Origin of the sequence: Pseudomonas sp. GW531-T4, from assembly GCF_017349615.1 — a bacterium.
In the GTDB taxonomy this organism is placed as follows: domain Bacteria; phylum Pseudomonadota; class Gammaproteobacteria; order Pseudomonadales; family Pseudomonadaceae; genus Aquipseudomonas; species Aquipseudomonas chlororaphis_I.
Window position 1 is genome coordinate 23,738 of sequence record NZ_JACMZT010000038.1, and the last position, 19,208, is coordinate 42,945.

Annotated in this window: 18 protein-coding genes; 14 read left to right on the forward strand and 4 right to left on the reverse strand. The window is 64.8% G+C overall.

Translation table 11 applies throughout. The features are described from left to right. Positions 1-43: 43 nt before the first annotated feature. The 3 genes from J4D28_RS24210 to J4D28_RS24220 are packed head-to-tail and all read right to left on the reverse strand — an operon-like array spanning position 44 to position 2,402. Entirely contained in the window at positions 44-1,273 is a 1,230-nt protein-coding gene (locus J4D28_RS24210; RefSeq protein WP_009046415.1) for a CynX/NimT family MFS transporter, read from the reverse strand. Then, on the reverse strand, positions 1,260-1,721 hold the full coding sequence (locus tag J4D28_RS24215) for a nucleoside deaminase (protein WP_103331262.1): 462 nt from the start codon (positions 1,719-1,721) through the stop codon (positions 1,260-1,262). Before J4D28_RS24215 ends, J4D28_RS24210 begins: the two co-directional genes overlap by 14 nt. A 21-nt stretch (positions 1,722-1,742) precedes the next feature. After that, on the reverse strand, positions 1,743-2,402 hold the full coding sequence (locus J4D28_RS24220; RefSeq protein ID WP_103331261.1) for an ankyrin repeat domain-containing protein: 660 nt from the start codon (positions 2,400-2,402) through the stop codon (positions 1,743-1,745). Between the two features lie 109 nt (positions 2,403-2,511). On the opposite strand from J4D28_RS24220, the gene J4D28_RS24225 reads away from it, so the two are divergent. The 11 genes from J4D28_RS24225 (at position 2,512) to J4D28_RS24275 (ending at position 12,334) form a co-directional block, all read left to right on the forward strand. Next, the gene (locus J4D28_RS24225; protein ID WP_103331272.1) at positions 2,512-3,369 is read left to right on the forward strand and encodes a LysR family transcriptional regulator; all 858 of its coding nucleotides are present in this window, start codon (positions 2,512-2,514) and stop codon (positions 3,367-3,369) included. 387 nt (positions 3,370-3,756) lie between these two features. Beyond that, positions 3,757-4,578 (forward strand): energy transducer TonB, encoded by an 822-nt coding sequence (locus tag J4D28_RS24230; RefSeq protein WP_103331260.1) that lies wholly within the window; start codon positions 3,757-3,759, stop codon positions 4,576-4,578. A gap of 63 nt (positions 4,579-4,641) precedes the next feature. After that, entirely contained in the window at positions 4,642-5,367 is a 726-nt protein-coding gene (locus tag J4D28_RS24235) for a MotA/TolQ/ExbB proton channel family protein (protein WP_009046420.1), read from the forward strand. Position 5,368: 1 nt separating this feature from the next. Beyond that, on the forward strand, positions 5,369-5,770 hold the full coding sequence (locus tag J4D28_RS24240; RefSeq protein WP_009041659.1) for a biopolymer transporter ExbD: 402 nt from the start codon (positions 5,369-5,371) through the stop codon (positions 5,768-5,770). Between the two features lie 351 nt (positions 5,771-6,121). Further along, the gene (locus J4D28_RS24245; protein ID WP_009046421.1) at positions 6,122-6,703 is read left to right on the forward strand and encodes an alpha/beta hydrolase; all 582 of its coding nucleotides are present in this window, start codon (positions 6,122-6,124) and stop codon (positions 6,701-6,703) included. A gap of 56 nt (positions 6,704-6,759) precedes the next feature. Then, the gene (locus tag J4D28_RS24250; protein ID WP_009046422.1) at positions 6,760-7,692 is read left to right on the forward strand and encodes a sigma 54-interacting transcriptional regulator; all 933 of its coding nucleotides are present in this window, start codon (positions 6,760-6,762) and stop codon (positions 7,690-7,692) included. A gap of 334 nt (positions 7,693-8,026) precedes the next feature. Further along, the gene (locus J4D28_RS24255; protein WP_009046423.1) at positions 8,027-8,809 is read left to right on the forward strand and encodes a MetQ/NlpA family ABC transporter substrate-binding protein; all 783 of its coding nucleotides are present in this window, start codon (positions 8,027-8,029) and stop codon (positions 8,807-8,809) included. 562 nt (positions 8,810-9,371) lie between these two features. Next, positions 9,372-10,037, forward strand: a complete 666-nt coding sequence (locus tag J4D28_RS24260; protein ID WP_009046424.1) for an amino acid ABC transporter permease — start codon at positions 9,372-9,374, stop codon at positions 10,035-10,037. Then, the gene (locus J4D28_RS24265; protein ID WP_038630355.1) at positions 10,018-10,677 is read left to right on the forward strand and encodes an amino acid ABC transporter permease; all 660 of its coding nucleotides are present in this window, start codon (positions 10,018-10,020) and stop codon (positions 10,675-10,677) included. Before J4D28_RS24260 ends, J4D28_RS24265 begins: the two co-directional genes overlap by 20 nt. After that, entirely contained in the window at positions 10,674-11,456 is a 783-nt protein-coding gene (locus J4D28_RS24270; protein WP_009046426.1) for an amino acid ABC transporter ATP-binding protein, read from the forward strand. The genes J4D28_RS24265 and J4D28_RS24270 overlap by 4 nt, the downstream gene beginning before the upstream one ends. Beyond that, complete coding sequence (locus J4D28_RS24275; protein WP_016702540.1) at positions 11,453-12,334, forward strand: transporter substrate-binding domain-containing protein; 882 nt, start codon at positions 11,453-11,455, stop codon at positions 12,332-12,334. The genes J4D28_RS24270 and J4D28_RS24275 overlap by 4 nt, the downstream gene beginning before the upstream one ends. 121 nt (positions 12,335-12,455) lie before the next feature. Here J4D28_RS24275 and J4D28_RS24280 read toward each other — a convergent pair whose 3' ends face one another. Beyond that, complete coding sequence (locus J4D28_RS24280) at positions 12,456-13,652, reverse strand: AAA family ATPase (protein WP_009046428.1); 1,197 nt, start codon at positions 13,650-13,652, stop codon at positions 12,456-12,458. A 259-nt stretch (positions 13,653-13,911) separates the two neighbouring features. On the opposite strand from J4D28_RS24280, the gene J4D28_RS24285 reads away from it, so the two are divergent. Genes J4D28_RS24285 through J4D28_RS24295 form a run of 3 tightly spaced genes read left to right on the forward strand, consistent with a single transcriptional unit; the run spans position 13,912 to position 19,135 of the window. Continuing rightward, a complete protein-coding gene (locus J4D28_RS24285; protein WP_103331259.1) occupies positions 13,912-15,006 on the forward strand; it encodes an efflux RND transporter periplasmic adaptor subunit in 1,095 nt (364 codons plus the stop codon). Continuing rightward, complete coding sequence (locus J4D28_RS24290) at positions 15,003-16,073, forward strand: efflux RND transporter periplasmic adaptor subunit (protein WP_053268008.1); 1,071 nt, start codon at positions 15,003-15,005, stop codon at positions 16,071-16,073. Before J4D28_RS24285 ends, J4D28_RS24290 begins: the two co-directional genes overlap by 4 nt. Further along, the gene (locus J4D28_RS24295; protein ID WP_038630357.1) at positions 16,070-19,135 is read left to right on the forward strand and encodes an efflux RND transporter permease subunit; all 3,066 of its coding nucleotides are present in this window, start codon (positions 16,070-16,072) and stop codon (positions 19,133-19,135) included. The genes J4D28_RS24290 and J4D28_RS24295 overlap by 4 nt, the downstream gene beginning before the upstream one ends. Positions 19,136-19,208: the final 73 nt, after the last annotated feature.

The window sequence follows — 19,208 nt, forward strand, 5'->3', positions numbered from 1 at the left end:
AGCCAGGTGCGCAAGAAGTTGCGCATGATGGCCATGGGCCTTGTCAGGCAGAGGTCGAGGGGCTTCCCGTGGGTATCGCTTGTGGCGCCACGTTTGTCGACTGCGACTCGCGGTAGCTGGAGGGGCTGAATACCCGGGTCAGCACCAGCATGGCCAGCACGGTCAGGATCAGTACCCACCAGGCGCTGATGAAGCTGCCGGTGAGTTCCCGCAGCCAGCCGGTCAGCCACGGCGACACAGCGTTGATCAAGAACCCCACCCCTTGCACGAAGGCCGCCAGTTGCCCGGCTTCCCGGGGATCGCGACGGTGGTCGAGGGTGAGGATCAGGCTCAGCGCGAAGCAGGCGCCGAGGCCGAAGCCGATCAACGCCACCCACAGCTGCGGGGCCTGCAGCGGCCACAACACCAGGCCGCCGAAACCCAGGGCCTGGGCGCTCAGGCTGATGGCGAGCAATGGCCGGCGGTCGCTCTGGCGCTGCGCCAGGGCGGGCATCAACAGCGCGGCAATGACCTGGAAGATGGTCATGAACGCCAGCAGCGAGCCGCTCTGGGTCGCGCTCCAGCCCAGCTGCAGGTAATAGGCCGGCAGCCAGGCGACCATGCTCATGTAGCCGCAGTTGATCAGGCCGAAATACAGCGCCAGCAACCAGGCCCGACGATTGCGCCACAGGCTGATGGAGGGGGCGTTGAGGCGCTGCCCTGGCCCGGCGAACGGCAGCAGCCACCACAGCAGCAGGGCCGCCAGCGCTGGCAGCAACCACACGCCGAGCCCGGCCTGCCAATGGGCGAAGTGCGTGGCGACATGCGGGCTGAGCAGCGCCGCGAGGCCGCCACCGCCCATCAGCGAAGCCGAATAGATGCCCATGGCCAAGGCCACCCGCTGCTGGAACTGGCGCTTGATCAGCGCCGGCACCAGCGCCTGGATCAAGGCCACGCCGGCACCGCCGAGCAGGGCGGTGGCGAGCAGCGCGCCGGCCTGGTCGCAGAGCAAGCGCGCCAGGCAGGCGCAGAGGATCATCAACAGGCCGAGGGCGACGCCACGCCGTTCTCCCAGGCGGGCTTCCAGGCGCACCCCGAGCAAGGCCACCAGGCCCATGCAGACCACCGGCAGGCTGGTGAGCCAGGCACTGCTCTGGAAGCTCATGCCGGTGGCGCCACGAATCTCCATCAGCAGCGGGCTGATGGAACTGATGATCGGCCGCAGGTTGAGCCCCAGGGCGATCAGCAGGGCCCAGCCGCCGAGGCGGCGCAGGCGCGACTCAGCGAGCGGCATGGCGGACCTGCCAGTCGCGGTAGATCTGGTTCATCGCCGCTTGTGGCAGGTGTCGCACCGGCAAGCGCTGGGCCGTCAGGGGCTGGGCCAGTTGTTCATAGATCGCCGCCGTGGACAGGCCGAAGGGCGCGGCGCTGGCGTTGTCCGCGGCGAACACCGCGCGCGCCACACCGCACAGGTACATGGCGCTCAAACACATGGGGCAGGGCTGGCCGCTGGCATAGATCACGCAGCCGTCCAGGCGCGGGCCGAGCCGCTGGCTGGCGATCCGGATGGCCAACAGTTCGGCGTGGGCGGTGGGGTCCTGGCTCAGGTGGATCTGATTGACCGTCTCGGCCAGCACCTGGCCGTCGCGCACCAGCACCGCGCCAAACGGCCGGCCGCCGGCCGCGACGTTTTGCCGGGCCAGTTCGACGGCGCGTTGCAGGTAATCCTGATCGTCTTTCATGGGGGCTCCTTAAGGCACAAATCAGGACGCGCCAGCGTCCCGCAGCAGTTTGGCGATGGTGGTCTGGCCGCGTTTTTCCGCCTGTTGCAGAGGGCTCAGGCCAGCGTTGTCCGGCAGGTTCAGGTCGGCGCCGGCGGCGATCAGCTGGGCGACAATCTGTTGGTGTGCCGGGCCGCCATCGGCCAGCACTATGGCTTCCATCAGGCAGGTCCAGCCCAGGCGATTGACGTGGTCGAGGTCGACGCCGGCCTCGATCAGCAGGCGCACGGTGTCGACATGCCCACGCTCGCAGGCTGGGATCAGCGCGGTGCCGCCGTAGCGGTTGGTGCTTTTCAGGTCGGCGCCGTGGGCCAGGGTCAGTTGCAGGATCGCATTGTGTCCGCTGGCGCCGGCCAGCAGGTAAGGGCTGTCGTGGATCAGGTTCTTCTGGTTGACGTCGGCGCCGGCCTCGATCAGCGCCCGGGCGATCTCGACCTGGTTGGCGGCGGTGGCCAGCAGCAACGGGCTGCTGCCATCCAGGCCGCGCACATTGACGTCCGCGCCTTGCCGAAGCAGCGCCTGGACCTTGGGCAACTGCCCGTCGCGGACTGCCTCGAGCAGCTGGTTATCCTTTGCCATCACCACCCCCACCACGAACAGACAGATCGCCAGGACAGCGTGTTTGCAAGACAGGTAACGCATGGCGTCAGGCTCCCTGTGCAGTCAATGAACGCCGAGTATGGTCAGGCCCTGATGTATTCTGAAATTAAATATAACCATGCCAATCAGTGGCATTCAGAATGGTGCTGCCATGTTCGATCCTGTGCTGCTGCGCAGCTTTGTCGCTGTCGTCGACTGCGCCAACTTCACCCGCGCCGCCGAGCGCCTGCACCTCACCCAGTCCACCGTCAGCCAGCAGGTGCGGCGGCTGGAGGAGAGCCTGGACTGCCAGTTGCTCGATCGCGACCAGCGTCGGGTGGTGGCCACCGCCGAGGGCGAGCGTCTGCTGGGCTATGCGCGGCGCATCCTGGCCCTCAACGAAGAGGCCAGCGATGTCTTGCTGCACCAGCAGAGCGAAGGTGTGCTGCGCCTCGGGGTGCCGGAAGACTTCGCCGCCGAGCGGTTGATGCCGTTGTTGTCGCGCTTCGGCCAGGACCATCCCGGCGTGCGCCTGGAGGTCACCAGCGGGCTGGGCCCGGAATTGACCCGCCTCTATCGGCGTGGCGAATTCGATCTGTTGCTGGTCAAGCAGATGGGTGCCAGCGACGACTGCCTGGGGTCCTGGCCGGAACCCCTGTGCTGGGTCGACAGTCGCGCCACCCCGGCCTTCGGCCGCGATCCGTTGCCGCTGGTGGCCTTCCCGGTGGGTGGGCTGTATCGCCATGAAATGCTTCATCACCTCGAAGTCGGCGGTTGGCGCTGGCGCATCGGTTACTCCAGCGCCAGCCTGGCCAGCGTCTGCTCGGCGGTGGCCGCAGGCTTGGGCATCAGCCTGCTGCCGGTGCGGGTGGTGGCCGCCGGGCACCGCGTGCTCGATGCAGCCAGCGGCTTGCCGGACATCCAGGGCGTGTGCCTGGCGCTGTACGGCCGCAGCGGCTTGAGCCGCGCTGGCAAGGCCTTGGAGAGCCAGTTGCTGGCGTTGTGCGAGAGCCAGGCGCTGAAGGTATGAACAACCCTGTCCAGGGTTCGCTTGAGCAGGCGCCTCTTGATTCGCTTTACCGGGGGCGCCTGATCCCTTGATCGACGTTCGGTCGGTCCCTTTTATTTCGCCACTGCTGTCGCTTCACCCCGGTTTTGCCGTGGCGATGCAATGCCCTTGGCGAATATTTTCAATGCTCGAAAAGCATGGCTTTTTGACTCCTTCCCTGCAGCCCTTGATCCGCGCGGCCTGGCGCGAGATGACGGCTTTAAATATGCGATTTTGATCTATCCATAACTTTAAAGATTACTTTCGGAGATAAGTGTCTGGCGCCAATCATTCAGCCCTCGACGCTGCTCCGGGGGAGTTCGCAGGTGTGGGTCGGGCTATTCGCAAAAGACTGTAGGGAGTTAATCAATGGGCAATGTCCAGACCGCCGCCAGTGCACACGAGGTGCTGTGGCGCCAGGCGCCGAGCGGCGATTTGGTCGACCTCGGCCGGCCGCACCGCTTGCCGTTGGGCCAGTTGCGTCTGCAGAAGGCACCCAAGGCCGGGCTGCGGCGCCGCGAGGCGATTGCGCTCGGGGTGATTGCTCTGCTGTTGCACGGTGCGGTGATCTACTGGATCAGCCAGAAGCCGACCCCGGTATTGCCGATCGTGCCGCCGGAAATTCCGCCGATGACCATCGAGTTTTCCCGGCCTGCGCCGCCGGTGGTCGAGCCGCCGCCACCGCAGCCGGTACAACCGGTGGTGGAGCCACCACCGCCGGTGGAGGACGAACTGGCGGTCAAGCCGCCACCGCCCAAGCCGATTTCCAAGCCCAAGCCCAAGCCGAAACCGGTGCCCAAGCCTGAGCCCAAGCCGGCGCCGAAGCCGGTCCAGCAACAGCCCGCGCCGCCACAACCGGCCGCGCCTGTCGCCGCTCCGGCACCGCCCGCGCCTCCGGCCCCAGCACCCGTGACCCCGGCTTCGGCGAACGCCGCGTACCTGAAGAACCCGGCGCCGGAATATCCGTCGCTGGCCCAGCGTCGCGGTTGGGAAGGCACGGTATTGCTGCGGGTACATGTACTGGCCAGCGGCAAGCCCGGCGAGATCCAGATCCAGAAAAGCAGCGGTCGCCAGCAACTCGACGACGCGGCGTTATCGGCAGTCAAGCGCTGGAGCTTCGTGCCGGCCAAGCAGGGTGATGTCGCCCAGGACGGCTGGGTCAGCGTGCCCATCGATTTCAAGATTCATTGAGCCTGCGCCAGGCGCTATCGCGAGCACGCTCGCTCTTACAAGGGTTATACAGAGGGACACATCATGAGTTTATTGGCATCTCCACTCGAATCCATCGAAAGCGCGGTGATCTGGCTGCTGGTGGTGTTTTCCGTGGCCACCTGGGGCCTGGCCCTGCTCAAGGGCGCGCAGTTCGCCCGCCTCAAGGCCCAGGATCGCAAGTTCCACAAGCAGTTCTGGGCCGCCTCCAGCCTCGACTCGGCGGCCGAACTCAGCGAAACCCAGCCCGGCGCCGCCGCTCGCGTGGCCCAGGCCGGTTATGCGGCGATCCAGGTCGGCGACACCGCGCACGCGGCGGACCTGAGCCAGGCGATCAATCATCAGGACCGCCTGGAGCGCGCCCTGCGCCAGCAGATCGTCCGTGAGCGGCGTTCGCTGGAAACCGGCCTGGCGGTGGTCGCCAGTATCGGCAGCACCTCGCCCTTCATCGGTTTGTTCGGCACCGTGTGGGGGATCATGGAGGCCCTGAAAGGTATCAGCGCGGCGGGCTCGGCCAGCCTGGAAACCGTGGCCGGGCCAATCGGTGCGGCACTGGTCGCCACCGGCGTGGGGATCGCCGTCGCGGTGCCGGCGGTGCTGGTTTACAACTACTTCCTGCGGCGCCTGAAGCTGACCGCCGCCGACCTGGATGACTTCGCCCATGACTTCTACAGCCTGGCGCAGAAGAGTTCGTTCCGCGTGCTGATCCACCCGACCGCGCACAAGGCCGCGGCCCAGGGCAGCGCACAGAAAGTGAAGGAGGCGTCCTGACATGGCCTTCTCGACCCAGGACAGTGATGAGGTGCTGAGCGAGATCAACGTCACGCCGTTGGTGGACGTGATGCTGGTACTGCTGGTGGTGTTCATCGTCACCGCGCCGCTGCTGACCAACGCGATTCCGATCAACCTGCCCAAGACTGAGGCCGTGGCCCCGGTGGAGCAGAAGGACCCGCTGGTGGTGAGCATCGACGGCGCCGGCAAACTCTTTATCAACAAGGACGAGATCCAGCCGGACCTTTTGGAAACCAATCTTCAGGCGGCCAAGGCCAAGGACCCGGAAGTGCGCGTGCAGTTGCAGGCGGACGACGGCGTCAACTACGGCGAAGTGGCCCGTGCCATGGCCTCCATCGAGCGGGCCGGTATCACCAAGCTGTCGGTGATCACCGCGCGCTGACCCAGTGTTGTAAGCCACGACTTTTCAGGCCGTCTCCTTGGCAGGGTGCGGCCTTTTTTTTGCCTGCGATTTGGCTCAGGGCGCTGGCCTGGGCGGACGCCATCGCGAGCAAGCTGCGCTCCTACAGGTTCGTGGCGCCCGCCGGCTTTTGTAGGAGCAGCCGGTCGACGCTCGATTGCCCGCGATGCAGGCCCCGCGGTCTGCCTGCCAGGCGCCTAGGGCTCGTACAGCCTGGGTACAGGTGACTCTTTATATTCTTTATAGGTCTTAATAAATAGCTTCTTATTCCTTAACGAATATAACTCTCGTCCCTATACTCGATCGGGAACAGACACGCAGGAGAGCTCCCCCATGCGCAACGAATCAATTCGCTACCTGATTGTGCCGGGCTGGCAAGGATCGCCAGAAGATCATTGGCAAAGCCACTGGCAGAACAGCCTGCCAAACAGTGCGCGGGTGGAGCAGGCCGACTGGCTGACGCCCCGGCGCGAAGACTGGGTCGCGGCGCTGGCCGAGGCGATTGCCGCCGACAGCACGCCGGTGATCCTGATTGCCCACAGCCTGGGCTGCATCACCGTCGCGCACTGGGCCGCCCATGCGCCGGTCAGTGCCTTGCGCCAGGTGCGCGGTGCGTTGCTGGTGGCGCCGGCGGATGTCGAGCGTCCGGCCTGCGCGCCGGCGCTGCGCAATTTCGCGCCGATCCCCAGCGACCTGTTGCCGTTCCCGAGCCAGATTGTCAGCTCCGACAACGACAGTGCAATCAGCGCGCCGCGTGCCCTGGAACTGGCCCGCCACTGGGGCGCCGAGGCGGGGATCCTGTCCGGTGCCGGGCATATCAACGTCAAGTCCGGGCACCAGCGCTGGGAGCAGGGTTTCGCGTATCTCTACCGCCTGCAAAACCGCATGGAACAGCATTCCCTGCGCCGCGCCTGATTTTTTCTTTTTGTTAAACGCCCCCGCCTGCCAGCGGATTTGGGCGGGAGTCTGCCATGAGTCTGCATGAGTCTTTCGGTCAGCCGCTGCTGACCTTTCCCGATGCTGAAAAAAGTCCGTTGAGCATCCGCGCCAAGGCGCTGGTGTTCGTCGATCCCCGCTCGCGGCAGTTGCGCCAGGAGCTGGAACAGCTGGCGCCGCGGGCGATCTCGGTGTTGATCCGCGGTGAAACCGGCAGCGGCAAGGAGCTGCTGGCCCGGCATATCCACCGCGCCAGCGACCGCAGCGGCCTGTTTGTGTCGGTCAACTGCGGGGCTATCAGCCCGACCTACGCCGACGCCGAACTGTTCGGTTATGCCGGCGGCGCCTTCAGCGGTTCGGCCAGCAGCCGTGCCGGCTGGTTCGGCTCGGCCAACGGCGGCACCCTGTACCTGGACGAGATCGGCGACTTGCCGTTGCCGATCCAGATCAAGCTGCTCTCGGCCCTGGAAAATCATGAGGTGACCCGGGTCGGCGCCCATCAGCCGAGCCCGGTGGATGTGCGCCTGGTGGCGGCCACCAGCATCGACCTGGCCCAGGCGGTGGCGGCGGGCAAGTTCCATGAGCGGCTGTATCACTACCTGGGCGAGGGCCACCTGGAGCTGCCGGCGCTGCGCGAGCGGGTCGGCGACATCCTGTCGTTGGCCGAGTATTTCCTCGGCATCTACAGCCAGCGCCTGGACCTGCCGGTGCCGCTGATCAGCGAAGCCGCCCAGCAGGTGCTGGAGCAGCACAGCTGGCCGGGCAACACTCGCGAACTGGAGAACGTCATTCACTTTGCCCTGCTGGTCAGCAGTGGCGAGGAGATCCTGCCGGAGCACCTGAACCTGCCGCCGCAGCTGTCGCGGCTGGAGCGGGTGGACCAGCAATTGAAGGGCCTGATCGCGGACGGTTCCGCCGCCGAGTTGCAGGCGCTGAAGCACCTGCTCAAGCAACACGGCGTGATCTGAAGTCTCCTCCCATTCTGATCCGTGCAGCGGCCTGCTTTCTGTAGCCGCTGCCGCAGGCTGCGATAGGGCCGAAGGCCCTCTTGCGTCAACAAAATCGCCGCGACCGTTCCGCTCGATCGCAGCCTGCGGCAGCGGCTACAGGGGCTTGTGGAGTGCCCCGGGCGCGAGCTAGAGCGGTCCGATTCTGTATGAACAAAATGGAATATCAACGTGAATAAAAGATATTGTTAAGGCATAAAAAATCCCGGTATTGTCCGCTCCACGCCAGAGATAGCACTTCGCTGGCACCCTCATTACAAAAGCCGTCGTCACTGACGACTCATAAGGACACTGCATGAAAAAGGTTCTGTTGTTCACCGCACTGGCGGCTGCCCTGACTGCCGGTCTGGCCCAGGCTGGCGAGAAACTGGTAGTGGCGGCCACCCCTGTGCCGCACGCCGAGATCCTCGAGCTGATCAAGCCGACCCTGGCCAAGGAAGGTGTGGACCTGGAAATCAAAATCTTCACCGATTATGTGCAGCCGAACGTGCAGGTCGATCAGAAGCGTCTGGACGCCAACTACTTCCAGACCCTGCCGTACCTGAAGAGCTTCAACGAAGGCAAAGGCACTAACCTGGTGACCGTGATCGGCGTGCACGTCGAACCTTTCGGCGGCTACTCGAAGAAAGTCAAAACCCTGGCCGAGCTGAAAGACGGCGCGACCATCGCCATTCCGAACGAAGGCAGCAACAGCGGCCGGGCCCTGATCCTGTTGCAGAAGGCCGGCCTGATCGAACTCAAGGACCCGAAGAACGCCCTGGCGACCCCGAAAGACATCGCCAAGAACCCGCACAACTTCAAGTTCAAGGAACTGGAATCGGCCCTGCTGCCGCGCGTGCTGGACCAGGTCGACCTGGACATGATCAACACCAACTACGCCCTGGAAGCCGGCCTGAACCCGGCCAAGGATGCGCTGGTGATCGAGGGTGCCGATTCGCCGTACGTGAACTTCCTGGTGTCCCGCCCGGACAACAAGGACAGCGCCGCCATCCAGAAACTGGCCAAGGCCCTGACCAGCCCGCAAGTGAAGGAATTCATCGAGAAGAAATACAGCGGCGCAGTACTGCCGGCGTTCTGATGAACTACGCTTAAGTCGTACAAACCCCTTCAAGGTTTAAACGCCGATGGCTTCTACAGCGTCGGCGTTTTTTATTGCCCGCAAGAGCGACTTCACCGTGCTTCTGTAGGAGCGAAGCTTGCTCGCGATCCAGGCGCTGCGGTGTATCAGTAAGGACGCAATCGCGGGCAATCAACGATGAAGGGATTTTGCTCAGGAAGGCTTCATGGCCCGGCACAGGGCCTTCAGCCATTTGACGATGTCCTGCGGATCGAGGGGTTGCGGGGTATCGAGGTCGGTCATTGTTCTTATCGTCCTTGTGTGTCTGGCCCGTTGAGGTCGGGTGCCGGTTGTCCGTTCCATGGAGGAGGATCAGAAAGATCCCTGACGGCGTCAGAAAAGTAGCCGGCCCAGACGCGCATGGCAAACCCCGCAGGTTAGTTTTTTGGGTGATATCAATATGCTTTAACGGTATTTAAATTATTGTTTTTATAGCTTTAAAGTCGACGCCTGCCGGGTGGTTTACCCACCGCCCAATGGACTGCACCACCGCCGCTGTACCCCAGTGGCGTCCAGGATTGCCATGACCCTCGACTACGCCTTTATCCTCAGTACGCTGCCGGCCTTCCTCAAGGCCGTGGGCGTGACCTTGCAGGTCGGCCTGATCGCCATCGCCACCTCCCTGCTGGTGGCCCTGATCAACGCCACGATCCTGGTGTTCCGCACCCCCTACCTGCAGCGCCTGATCGGGCTGTACGTGGAGCTGGCGCGCAACACCCCGCTGCTGATCCAGCTGTTCTTCGTCTACTTCGCCCTGCCGGCGCTGGGGCTGAAGATTTCCGGGTTCGCCGCGGCGATCATCACCATGACCTTTCTCGGCGGCGCCTACCTCACCGAGGTGCTGCGCGCCGGCGTCGAAGCGGTGCCGACGGCCCAGCTGGAGTCGGGCCGCTCCATCGGCCTGTCGCACTGGCAGCTGTTGCGCCATGTGATCCTGCCGCAGGCCGGGATCCTCAGCCTGCCGTCGCTGTTCGCCAACTTCATCTTCCTGCTCAAGGAGACCACCGTGGTCTCGGCGGTGGCGGTGCCGGAGATTCTCTACACCACCAAGAGCTACATCGCCCTCTACTACAAGACCTACGAAATGCTCGCCGTGCTCACGCTGATCTGCGTGCTGCTGTTCTTGCCGCTGTCGCTGTTGCTCAGCCGTCTGGAAAGGAGGTTGCAGCATGGCCAGTTCGGGTCTTGAACTGCTCTGGGTGTCCTTGCCACAGCTGGGCAAGGGCGCCGCGCAGACCCTGTCGATCTCCCTGCTGAGCATCGCCTTCAGCACCGTTGGTGGCGTGCTCTACGGCGTGCTGCGGACCCTCGACCACAAATGGTTGAACGCCGTGCTGCGCCTCTACCTGGAGTTGTTCCGGGCAATCCCGGTGCTGGTCTGGTTGTACCTGCTGTTTTTCGGTTTCCCGATCTTCTTCGGCATCAGCATCCCCAGCTTCACCTGCGCGGTGCTGGTGCTGTCGCTGTGGGGCGCCAGCGAAGTCGGCGAGGTGGTGCGTGGCGCCCTGCATTCGCTGCCCCGTGGCCAGCGCGAGGCGGGGCTGTCGATCGGCCTGTCCGACCCGCAACTGTACGGCTACGTGCTGCTGCCCCAGGCGCTGAAACGCATGACGCCGCCGACCATCAACGTCTATACGCGGATCATCAAGACCAGCTCGCTGGCGGTGCTGATCGGCGTGGTGGACGTGATCAAGGTCGGCCAGCAGATCATCGAGCGCACCTACGAGTCGGTGCTGATCTACGGCGCCCTGTTCCTGTTTTTCTTCTTTATCTGCTACCCGCTGTCGGCCGCCTCGCGCGTGCTGGAGCGGCGCTGGACGCAAGCATGAGCGCACTGATCGAGTTCCAGGGTTTCAACAAGTTTTTCGGCGAGCAGCAGGTGCTCAAGGACATCGACCTCAAGGTCGCCCAGGGCGAAGTGGTGGTGATTCTCGGCCCCAGCGGCTGCGGCAAGTCCACCTTGCTGCGCTGCCTCAACGGCCTGGAAAAAGCCCACGGCGGCCACCTGAGATTCGCCGGCCGCGAGCTGCTGGACAAGGCCACCGACTGGCGCCAGGTGCGCCAGGACATCGGCATGGTGTTCCAGAGTTACCACCTGTTCCCGCACATGAGCGTGCTCGACAACATCCTGCTCGGCCCGCTCAAGGTGCAGAAGCGCGACCGTCGCGAAGCCCGCGCCCAGGCCGAGGCGCTGCTGGAACGGGTGGGCCTTCTGGACAAGCGCGATGCCTTTCCGCGCCAGCTCTCCGGCGGCCAGCAGCAACGCATCGCCATCGTCCGTTCGTTGTGCATGAACCCGCAGGTGATGCTGTTCGACGAGGTCACCGCGGCGCTGGACCCGGAGATGGTCAAGGAAGTGCTGCAAGTGATCCAGGGCCTGGCCCGGGACGGCATGACCCTGCTGATCGTCACCCACGAAATGGCCTTCGCCCGCGCGGTGGCCGACCGCATCGTGTTCATGGATGCCGGGCGCATCCTCGAACAGCACCCTCCCGAGACCTTCTTTACGAACCCGCGGACCGCACGAGCGCAGCAGTTCCTGGAGAAATTCTCCTTCGTTGAAGCATTGCCAAAAAAAGCACCTACAAAGGAACTGGAGCTCTTATGAAAACTGCCAAGTCTTCGCTACTGCTACTCCCGCTGTTCGGCCTCGCGCTGCTGGCCGGCTGCGATAAAACCACCGAGGCGCCCAAGCCTGCAGCCAGCGCCAGCGCTGCCCCGGCGACCGGTTACCTGGACAAGATCAAGGCCCGCGACAAGCTGATCGTCGGCGTGTTCACCGACAAGCCGCCGTTCGGTTTCGTCGATGAGACCGGCCGTTACGTGGGCTTCGATACCGATATCGGCCGGCAATTCGCCAAGGACCTGCTGGGCGACGAGAACAAGGTGGAATTCGTCGCGGTGGAGCCGGCCAGTCGCATTCCGTTCCTGCAGAGCGACAAGGTCGACCTGATCCTGGCCAACATGACCGTCACCCCGGAGCGCAAGGAAGCGGTGGAGTTCACCAACCCCAACCTCAAGGTCGCGGTGCAGGCCCTGGTGCCTAACGGCAGCGAAGTGAAGAACCTGGATGACCTGGCGAGCCGCACCACCATCGTCACCACCGGCACCACCGCCGATATCTGGCTGACCAAGAACCACCCGGACTGGAAGCTGCTGAAGTTCGAGAAGAACTCCGAGTCCCTGCAAGCCCTGGCCAACGGCCGCGGCGATGCCTATGCCCAGGACAACCTGATCCTGTTCAGCTGGTCCAAGCAGAACCCGGGCTACCGCGTACTGCCGCAGACCCTGGGGGAACAGGCACCAATCGCGCCGGCGGTGAAGAAGGGCAATATCGAGTTGCGTGACTGGGTCAACGCCGAGCTGGCCAAGCTGGGCGAGGACAAGTACCTGCTCAAGCTCTACGACCAGTACGTGCGCAAGGAACTGAGCGACGACACCCAGCCGGAAAGCGTGATTGTCGAAGGGGGCAAGTGGCAGGGGTGATTCGGTCTGAACGATCGAGGTGTTCTTAAGTACGCCATCGCGGGCAAGCTCCGCTCCTACAGAAGCATGTGCAATCTTCTTCTGTAGGAGCGAGGCTTGCCCGCGATGCTTTTGAGGCCGCTCAATCCGGCCAATACCACGCCGGTTCATCGAGCATGCCCTGGCCGACGATTTCGGTCTGGCCGAAATTCTTCTCCAGCACGATGGCGTTGCATTGCGGGTCCTGCTGCAACGCCGCGATCAGCCGGCTGGCATGGGACACCACCCACACCTGGCACTGCTGCGAAGCCCGGATGATCAGGCGCGCCAAGGCCGGCAGCAGGTCCGGGTGCAGGCTGGTTTCCGGTTCGTTGAGCACCATCAGCGTCGGTGGCCGTGGCGTCAGCAGGGCGGCGACCAGCAGCAGGTAACGCAGGGTACCGTCCGACAGCTCCGCCGCCGACAGCGGCCGCAGCAAACCGTCCTGATGAAACTGCACGCCGAACAGCCCGCCCGGCACCGCATCGATCTCCAGCCGCGACCCGGGAAAGGCATCGCTGATGGTCTCGTGCAGCGCCTGCTGATCGCCGACCTCGATGATGGTCTGCAACGCCGCCGCCAGGTCACGGCCGTCGTGGTGCAGCACTGGCGTGCGGGTGCCCAGCTGCGGCCGGCGCGCGGGGGCCTGGCTGTCGGTGCGAAAGTGATCGTAGAAACGCCAGCCACGAATCTGTTCGCGCAGATGCAGGACCTCGGGCGACGAACGCAGGTTGCCGACCTGGTCGAACAGGCTGTCGCCGCTGGAGGTGTGCTGCGCCAGCACTTCCCACTGCCGCCCCTGGCGGGCCCGCACCATCGGCCCCTGGCGATCCACCAGCACGCTGGCCGGGCGATACACCGGCCCGCTCCAGATGCTCTCGCGCTTGATCCGCGGGTCGAGGGTGAAGCGCGACGGAATCGGCGTGCTGTGCCCGGGCAGCATGAAATGGCCGCTCGAGTCCGGCAGCCCCAGGCCGATCGAGTAACCGAAATCCTCACCGGTAAAGCCCAGCTGCAAGCGCTTGACGGTTTTCCGTGGTCCGCCCTGGATCGCCACCTCGCCACGGCTCATGCGCCGGCTGATCTGTTCCGGCCCGGCCCAGAAAGTCGACTCCAGGCCGCCTTCGCTGGCCAGCGCATTGACCACCCCGCCCTGGGCGGTTTCCGCCAGCAGGCGCAGGGCCTTGTACAGGTTGGACTTGCCGCTGCCGTTGGGACCGGTGATCAGGTTCAGCCGCTCCAGCGGAATCACCAGTTTGTTGATCGAGCGGTAATTGGCCACTGCCAGGGTCTTGAGCATCCCGGGGCTCCTTGTGCATGAAGACGCAGTGTGCCTGATTTTCCCCCTGGCCATCGCCCCTGCTGACCGCCCTTGTAGGAGCGAGCTTGCTCGCGATCAGGTTCGCAGAACCTGAAAATCCGCGCGTCCCGACGCCCTCGTTGTTCAGCCGATCAGACATTACGCATTTGTTCCGCAGCCCGCGTGCAGCGGTTGAACCCTGTTCTAAGCTCACAGTCGTATCGTCACCTGTACGATTGCATCGCGTGAAGGAGCCTGCATGGCTGGTCTCGAATCGAAGTGGATAGTGGGTTTGACGCTGGCGGCACTACTGAGCGGTTGTGGTGCGGAGAAACCGACCGAAAAGGAGCGGCCGCGGGTGCGCGTGCAGCAGGTGCAGACCCGTGATTTCGCCGCGCAAGTGACCCTGACCGGCGATGTGCAGGCGCGGGTGCAGACCGAGTTGTCGTTCCGCGTCGGCGGCAAGATCATCCAGCGCCTGGTGGATGTCGGCGACCGGGTCACGGCCAAACAGGTACTGGCCCGGCTCGACCCGAAAGACCTGCAGACCAATGTCGATTCCGCCGCCGCCTCGGTGTTCGCCGAGCAGGCGCGGGTCAAGCAGACCAGCGCGGCCTTCGTCCGCCAGCAGAAGCTCCTGCCCAAGGGCTACACCAGCCAGAGCGAATACGATGCCGCCCAGGCGGCGCTGCGCAGCAGCCAGAGCGCCCTGAGCGCGGCCCAGGCGCAGTTGGCCAACGCCCGTGAGCAACTGAGCTATACCGCGCTGATCGCCGACGCGCCGGGGGTGATCACCGCGCGCCAGGCCGAGGTCGGCCAGGTGGTGCAGGCCACGGTGCCGATTTACAGCCTGGCCCGCGACGGCGAGCGCGACGCCGTGTTCAACGTCTACGAGGCGTTGCTGGTGGCCCCGCCAGAGGATGGCGTGATCAACGTCAGCCTGCTGGACAACCCGAATATCAAGACCACTGGCAGGGTGCGGGAAGTCACCCCGGTGGTGTCGGCGCAAAGCGGCACGGTGCAGGTCAAGGTGGCCCTCGACGGCTTGCCGGCGGGCATGGACCTGGGCTCGGTGGTCGGCGCCAGTGCCCATGTGCCCGGCAAGGCCAGTGTCGAGCTGCCCTGGGCGGCGCTGACCAAGAACCTCAACGAACCGGCCGTGTGGCTGGTGGGCGAGGACGGCAAGACCACCCTGCACACCGTCACGGTGGGGCGCTACCAGACCGGCAAGGTGATCATCAGCGACGGCCTCGAGGGCGGCGAAAAAGTGGTGATCGCCGGTGGCCAGTTGTTGCACCCGGGGATGCTCGTCGAGATCGTTCCCGAGACCGGTGCCCAAGGAGCCCAGCCATGAAGCGCCTGTCCCTGCTGTTGTGCGCCGGCCTGGTGCTGGGCGCCTGTTCCAAGGAAGAACCGGCGCCCGAGCCGGTGCGCCCGGTGCTGTCGTTCGAGGTGCGCGCCGAGTCCGAGGAAAGCCTCGGGCGGTTCGCCGGCAGCATCCAGGCCCGCTATGAAACCAACCTCGGCTTCCGGGTGCCGGGGCGCATCGCCAATCGCAACGTCGATGTCGGTGCCGAGGTGGGCAAGGGCGCCTTGCTCGCCACCCTCGACCCCACCGATCAGCAGAACCAGTTGCGTTCCGCCCAGGGCGACCTGGCCCGGGTCGAGGCGCAATGGATCAATGCCCAGGCCAACGCCCGGCGCCAGCAGCAATTGTTCGACCGCGGCGTCGGCGCCCAGGCGCAGCTGGATATCGCCCAGACCGACCTGAAGACCACCCGCGCCTCCCTGGATCAGGCCAGGGCCGCGGTCAGCCAGGCCCGCGACCAGCTCGCCTACAGCGAGCTGCGCACCGATCACGGCGGCGTGGTCACCGCCTGGATGGCCGAGGCCGGCCAGGTGGTCAGCGCCGGCCAGCAGGTGGTGACCCTGGCTCGCCCGGATATCAAGGAGGCGGTGATCGACCTGCCGGCGAGCCTGGTGGACCAGTTGCCGGCCGACGTGGTGTTCAAGGTCGCCTTGCAGCTGGACCCGAGCGTCAACACCACCGCTGTGGTGCGCGAGATCGAGCCCCAGGCGCAGAGCGCCACCCGGACCCGGCGTTCGCGCCTGACCCTGGCGCAAACCCCGCCCACCTTCCGCCTCGGCACGGCCATCAGCGTGACCCTCAGCTCCGCCATCGTTCCGCGCACCGAGGTGCCGTTGTCGGCCTTGCAGGAGGTGGACGGCCAGACCCGGGTCTGGATCGTCGACCCGCAGGCACGCACCGTGGCGCCGCGAGAGGTCACGGTGCTCAGCCGCGACCATGATTCGGCGTTGATCGGCAGCGGGATCAAGATCGGCGAGCGGGTGGTGAGCGCCGGTGTGAACAGCCTCAAACCGGGGCAGAAAGTCAAAATCGACGAGGACAGCCCACGATGACGCCGGCCACCAAAGGGAGCTTCAATTTATCCGAGTGGGCCATCAAGCATCAGTCGTTCGTCTGGTACCTGATGTTCGTCGCGCTGCTGATGGGCGTGTTCTCCTACATGAACCTGGGGCGCGAGGAGGACCCGTCCTTCACCATCAAGACCATGGTCATCCAGACCCGCTGGCCGGGCGCGACCCAGGAGGAAACCCTCAAGCAGGTCACCGACCGCATCGAGAAAAAACTCGAAGAACTGGACTCCCTCGACTACGTGAAAAGCTACACCCGCCCCGGCGAGTCGACGGTTTTCGTCAACCTGCGCGACACCACCAGCGGCAAGGACATTCCCGAGATCTGGTACCAGGTGCGCAAGAAGATCAACGACATTCGCGGCGACTTCCCCCAGGGCCTGCAAGGGCCGGGGTTCAACGACGAGTTCGGCGATGTGTTTGGTTCGGTCTACGCCTTTACCGCCGACGGCCTGAGCATGCGCCAGCTGCGCGACTACGTGGAGCAGGTGCGCGCCGAGATCCGTGAAGTGCCGAACCTGGGCAAAGTGGAAATGGTCGGCGAGCAGGACGAAGTCATCTACCTGAACTTCTCCACGCGCAAGCTGGCGGCGCTGGGCATCGACCAGCGCCAGGTCCTGCAGAGCCTGCAAGCGCAGAATGCGGTGACTCCAGCCGGGGTGATCGAAGCCGGGCCGGAGCGGATTTCCGTGCGCACCTCGGGGCAGTTCGCTTCGGAGAAAGACCTGGCCACGGTCAACCTGCGGCTCAACGAGCGCTTCTATCGCCTGGCGGATATCGCCGAGATCAGCCGCGGCTACGTCGACCCTTCGACGCCGCAGTTTCGCTACAACGGCCAGCCGGCCATCGGCCTGGCGATCGCCATGAAGAAGGGCGGCAACATCCAGGACTTCGGCAAGGCCCTGCACGCCAAGATGAACCAGCTCACCGCCGAGCTGCCAGTGGGCGTAGGCGTACACACGGTGTCGGACCAGGCCGAGGTGGTGGAAAAAGCCGTCGGCGGCTTTACCAGCGCGTTGTTCGAGGCGGTGGTGATCGTGCTGGTGGTGAGTTTCGTCAGCCTGGGCGTGCGCGCCGGGCTGGTGGTGGCGTGCTCGATTCCGCTGGTGCTGGCGATGGTCTTCGTCTTCATGGAATACAGCGGCATCACCATGCAGCGGATTTCCCTCGGTGCATTGATCATCGCCCTGGGCCTGTTGGTGGACGACGCGATGATCACCGTGGAGATGATGGTCACGCGCCTGGAGATGGGCGAGACCAAGGAGCAGGCGGCGACCTTCGCCTACACCTCCACGGCCTTCCCGATGCTCACCGGGACCCTGGTGACGGTTGCCGGCTTCGTGCCCATCGGCCTCAACGCCAGCTCCGCCGGCGAGTACACCTTCACCCTGTTCGCGGTGATCGCCGTGGCCATGCTGGTGTCGTGGATAGTCGCCGTGCTGTTCGCCCCGGTGATCGGCGTGCATATCCTCAGCACCAACGTCAAACCCCACTCCGAAGAGCCGGGGCGCATCGGCCGCGCCTTCAACGGCGGCCTGCTGTGGGCCATGCGCAACCGCTGGTGGGCCATCGGCATCACCGTCCTGGTGTTCGTGCTGTCGGTGGTCGGCATGCGCTTCGTGCAGAACCAGTTCTTCCCGTCCTCGGACCGGCCGGAGATTCTCGTCGACCTCAACCTGCCGCAGAACGCCTCGATCGCCGAGACCCGCATGGCGGTGGATCGCCTGGAGGCGACCCTCAAGGACGACCCGGACATCCTGCGCTGGAGCACCTATATCGGCGAAGGTGCGATCCGTTTCTACCTGCCGCTGGACCAGCAACTGCAGAACCCCTACTACGCGCAGTTGGTGATTGTCAGCAAGGGCCTGGAGTCGCGCACGGCGTTGACCGAACGCCTGAAAAAACGCCTGCGCGACGACTTCGTCGGCATCGGCAGCTACGTCCAGGCCCTGGAAATGGGCCCGCCGGTGGGGCGACCGATCCAGTACCGGGTCAGCGGCAAGGACATCGACCAGGTGCGCAAGCACGCCATCGAGCTGGCCACCGAACTGGACAAGAACTCGCACATCGGCGAGATCATCTACGACTGGAACGAGCCGGGCAAAGTGCTGCGCATCGACATCGCCCAGGACAAGGCCCGCCAGCTGGGGTTGTCTTCGGAGGACGTGGCGCAGCTGATGAACAGCATCGTCAGCGGCTCCACCGTGACCCAGGTGCATGACGACATCTACCTGATCAACGTGGTCGGCCGGGCCGACGACAGCGAGCGCGGCTCCCCGGAAACCCTGCAGAACCTGCAGATCGTCAACCCCAACGGCACCTCGATTCCGCTGCTGGCCTTCGCCACCGTGCGTTACGAACTGGAGCAGCCGCTGGTCTGGCGGCGCGACCGCAAGCCGACCATCACCATCAAGGCCTCGGTGCGTGACGAAATCCAGCCGACCGACCTGGTCAGGCTGCTCAAGCCGGATATCGACAAGTTCGCCGCCAGCCTGCCGGCCGGTTACTCGGTGGCCACCGGCGGTACGGTGGAGGAGAGCGGCAAGGCCCAGGGGCCGATCGCCAAGGTGGTGCCGTTGATGCTGTTCCTCATGGCGACCTTCCTGATGATCCAGCTGCACAGCGTGCAGAAGCTGTTCCTGGTGGCCAGCGTCGCGCCCCTGGGGCTGATCGGCGTGGTCCTGGCGCTGGTGCCGACGGGCACGCCCATGGGCTTTGTGGCGATCCTCGGGATTCTCGCGCTGATCGGCATCATCATCCGCAACTCGGTGATCCTGGTGACCCAGATCGACGAGTTCGAGCGCGCCGGTCATTCATCCTGGGATGCGGTGGTGCAGGCCACCGAGCACCGTCGCCGACCGATCCTGCTGACCGCCGCGGCGGCCAGCCTGGGCATGATTCCCATCGCCCGGGAAGTGTTCTGGGGGCCGATGGCCTACGCCATGATCGGCGGCATCATCGTCGCCACCCTGCTGACGCTGCTGTTCCTGCCGGCGCTGTATGTGGCCTGGTACAAGATCAAGGAGCCGAAGAACACCACGGCCTGAGATCGTGCTCCGTCCGACAGAACGCCATCGCGAGCAAGCTCGCTCCTACAAGAGGCGGCGCAACGCCGATCAT

Coding starts and splice junctions, on each gene's coding strand:
- J4D28_RS24260 (WP_009046424.1), top strand. CDS start 9,372: ATGACCCTCGACTACGCCTTTATCCTCAGTACGCTGCCGGCCTTCCTC.
- J4D28_RS24270 (WP_009046426.1), top strand. CDS start 10,674: ATGAGCGCACTGATCGAGTTCCAGGGTTTCAACAAGTTTTTCGGCGAG.
- J4D28_RS24255 (WP_009046423.1), top strand. CDS start 8,027: ATGAAAAAGGTTCTGTTGTTCACCGCACTGGCGGCTGCCCTGACTGCC.
- J4D28_RS24295 (WP_038630357.1), top strand. CDS start 16,070: ATGACGCCGGCCACCAAAGGGAGCTTCAATTTATCCGAGTGGGCCATC.
- J4D28_RS24250 (WP_009046422.1), top strand. CDS start 6,760: ATGAGTCTGCATGAGTCTTTCGGTCAGCCGCTGCTGACCTTTCCCGAT.
- J4D28_RS24225 (WP_103331272.1), top strand. CDS start 2,512: ATGTTCGATCCTGTGCTGCTGCGCAGCTTTGTCGCTGTCGTCGACTGC.
- J4D28_RS24245 (WP_009046421.1), top strand. CDS start 6,122: ATGCGCAACGAATCAATTCGCTACCTGATTGTGCCGGGCTGGCAAGGA.
- J4D28_RS24230 (WP_103331260.1), top strand. CDS start 3,757: ATGGGCAATGTCCAGACCGCCGCCAGTGCACACGAGGTGCTGTGGCGC.
- J4D28_RS24280 (WP_009046428.1), bottom strand. CDS start 13,652: ATGCTCAAGACCCTGGCAGTGGCCAATTACCGCTCGATCAACAAACTG.
- J4D28_RS24265 (WP_038630355.1), top strand. CDS start 10,018: ATGGCCAGTTCGGGTCTTGAACTGCTCTGGGTGTCCTTGCCACAGCTG.
- J4D28_RS24215 (WP_103331262.1), bottom strand. CDS start 1,721: ATGAAAGACGATCAGGATTACCTGCAACGCGCCGTCGAACTGGCCCGG.
- J4D28_RS24285 (WP_103331259.1), top strand. CDS start 13,912: ATGGCTGGTCTCGAATCGAAGTGGATAGTGGGTTTGACGCTGGCGGCA.
- J4D28_RS24235 (WP_009046420.1), top strand. CDS start 4,642: ATGAGTTTATTGGCATCTCCACTCGAATCCATCGAAAGCGCGGTGATC.
- J4D28_RS24210 (WP_009046415.1), bottom strand. CDS start 1,273: ATGCCGCTCGCTGAGTCGCGCCTGCGCCGCCTCGGCGGCTGGGCCCTG.
- J4D28_RS24240 (WP_009041659.1), top strand. CDS start 5,369: ATGGCCTTCTCGACCCAGGACAGTGATGAGGTGCTGAGCGAGATCAAC.
- J4D28_RS24275 (WP_016702540.1), top strand. CDS start 11,453: ATGAAAACTGCCAAGTCTTCGCTACTGCTACTCCCGCTGTTCGGCCTC.
- J4D28_RS24220 (WP_103331261.1), bottom strand. CDS start 2,402: ATGCGTTACCTGTCTTGCAAACACGCTGTCCTGGCGATCTGTCTGTTC.
- J4D28_RS24290 (WP_053268008.1), top strand. CDS start 15,003: ATGAAGCGCCTGTCCCTGCTGTTGTGCGCCGGCCTGGTGCTGGGCGCC.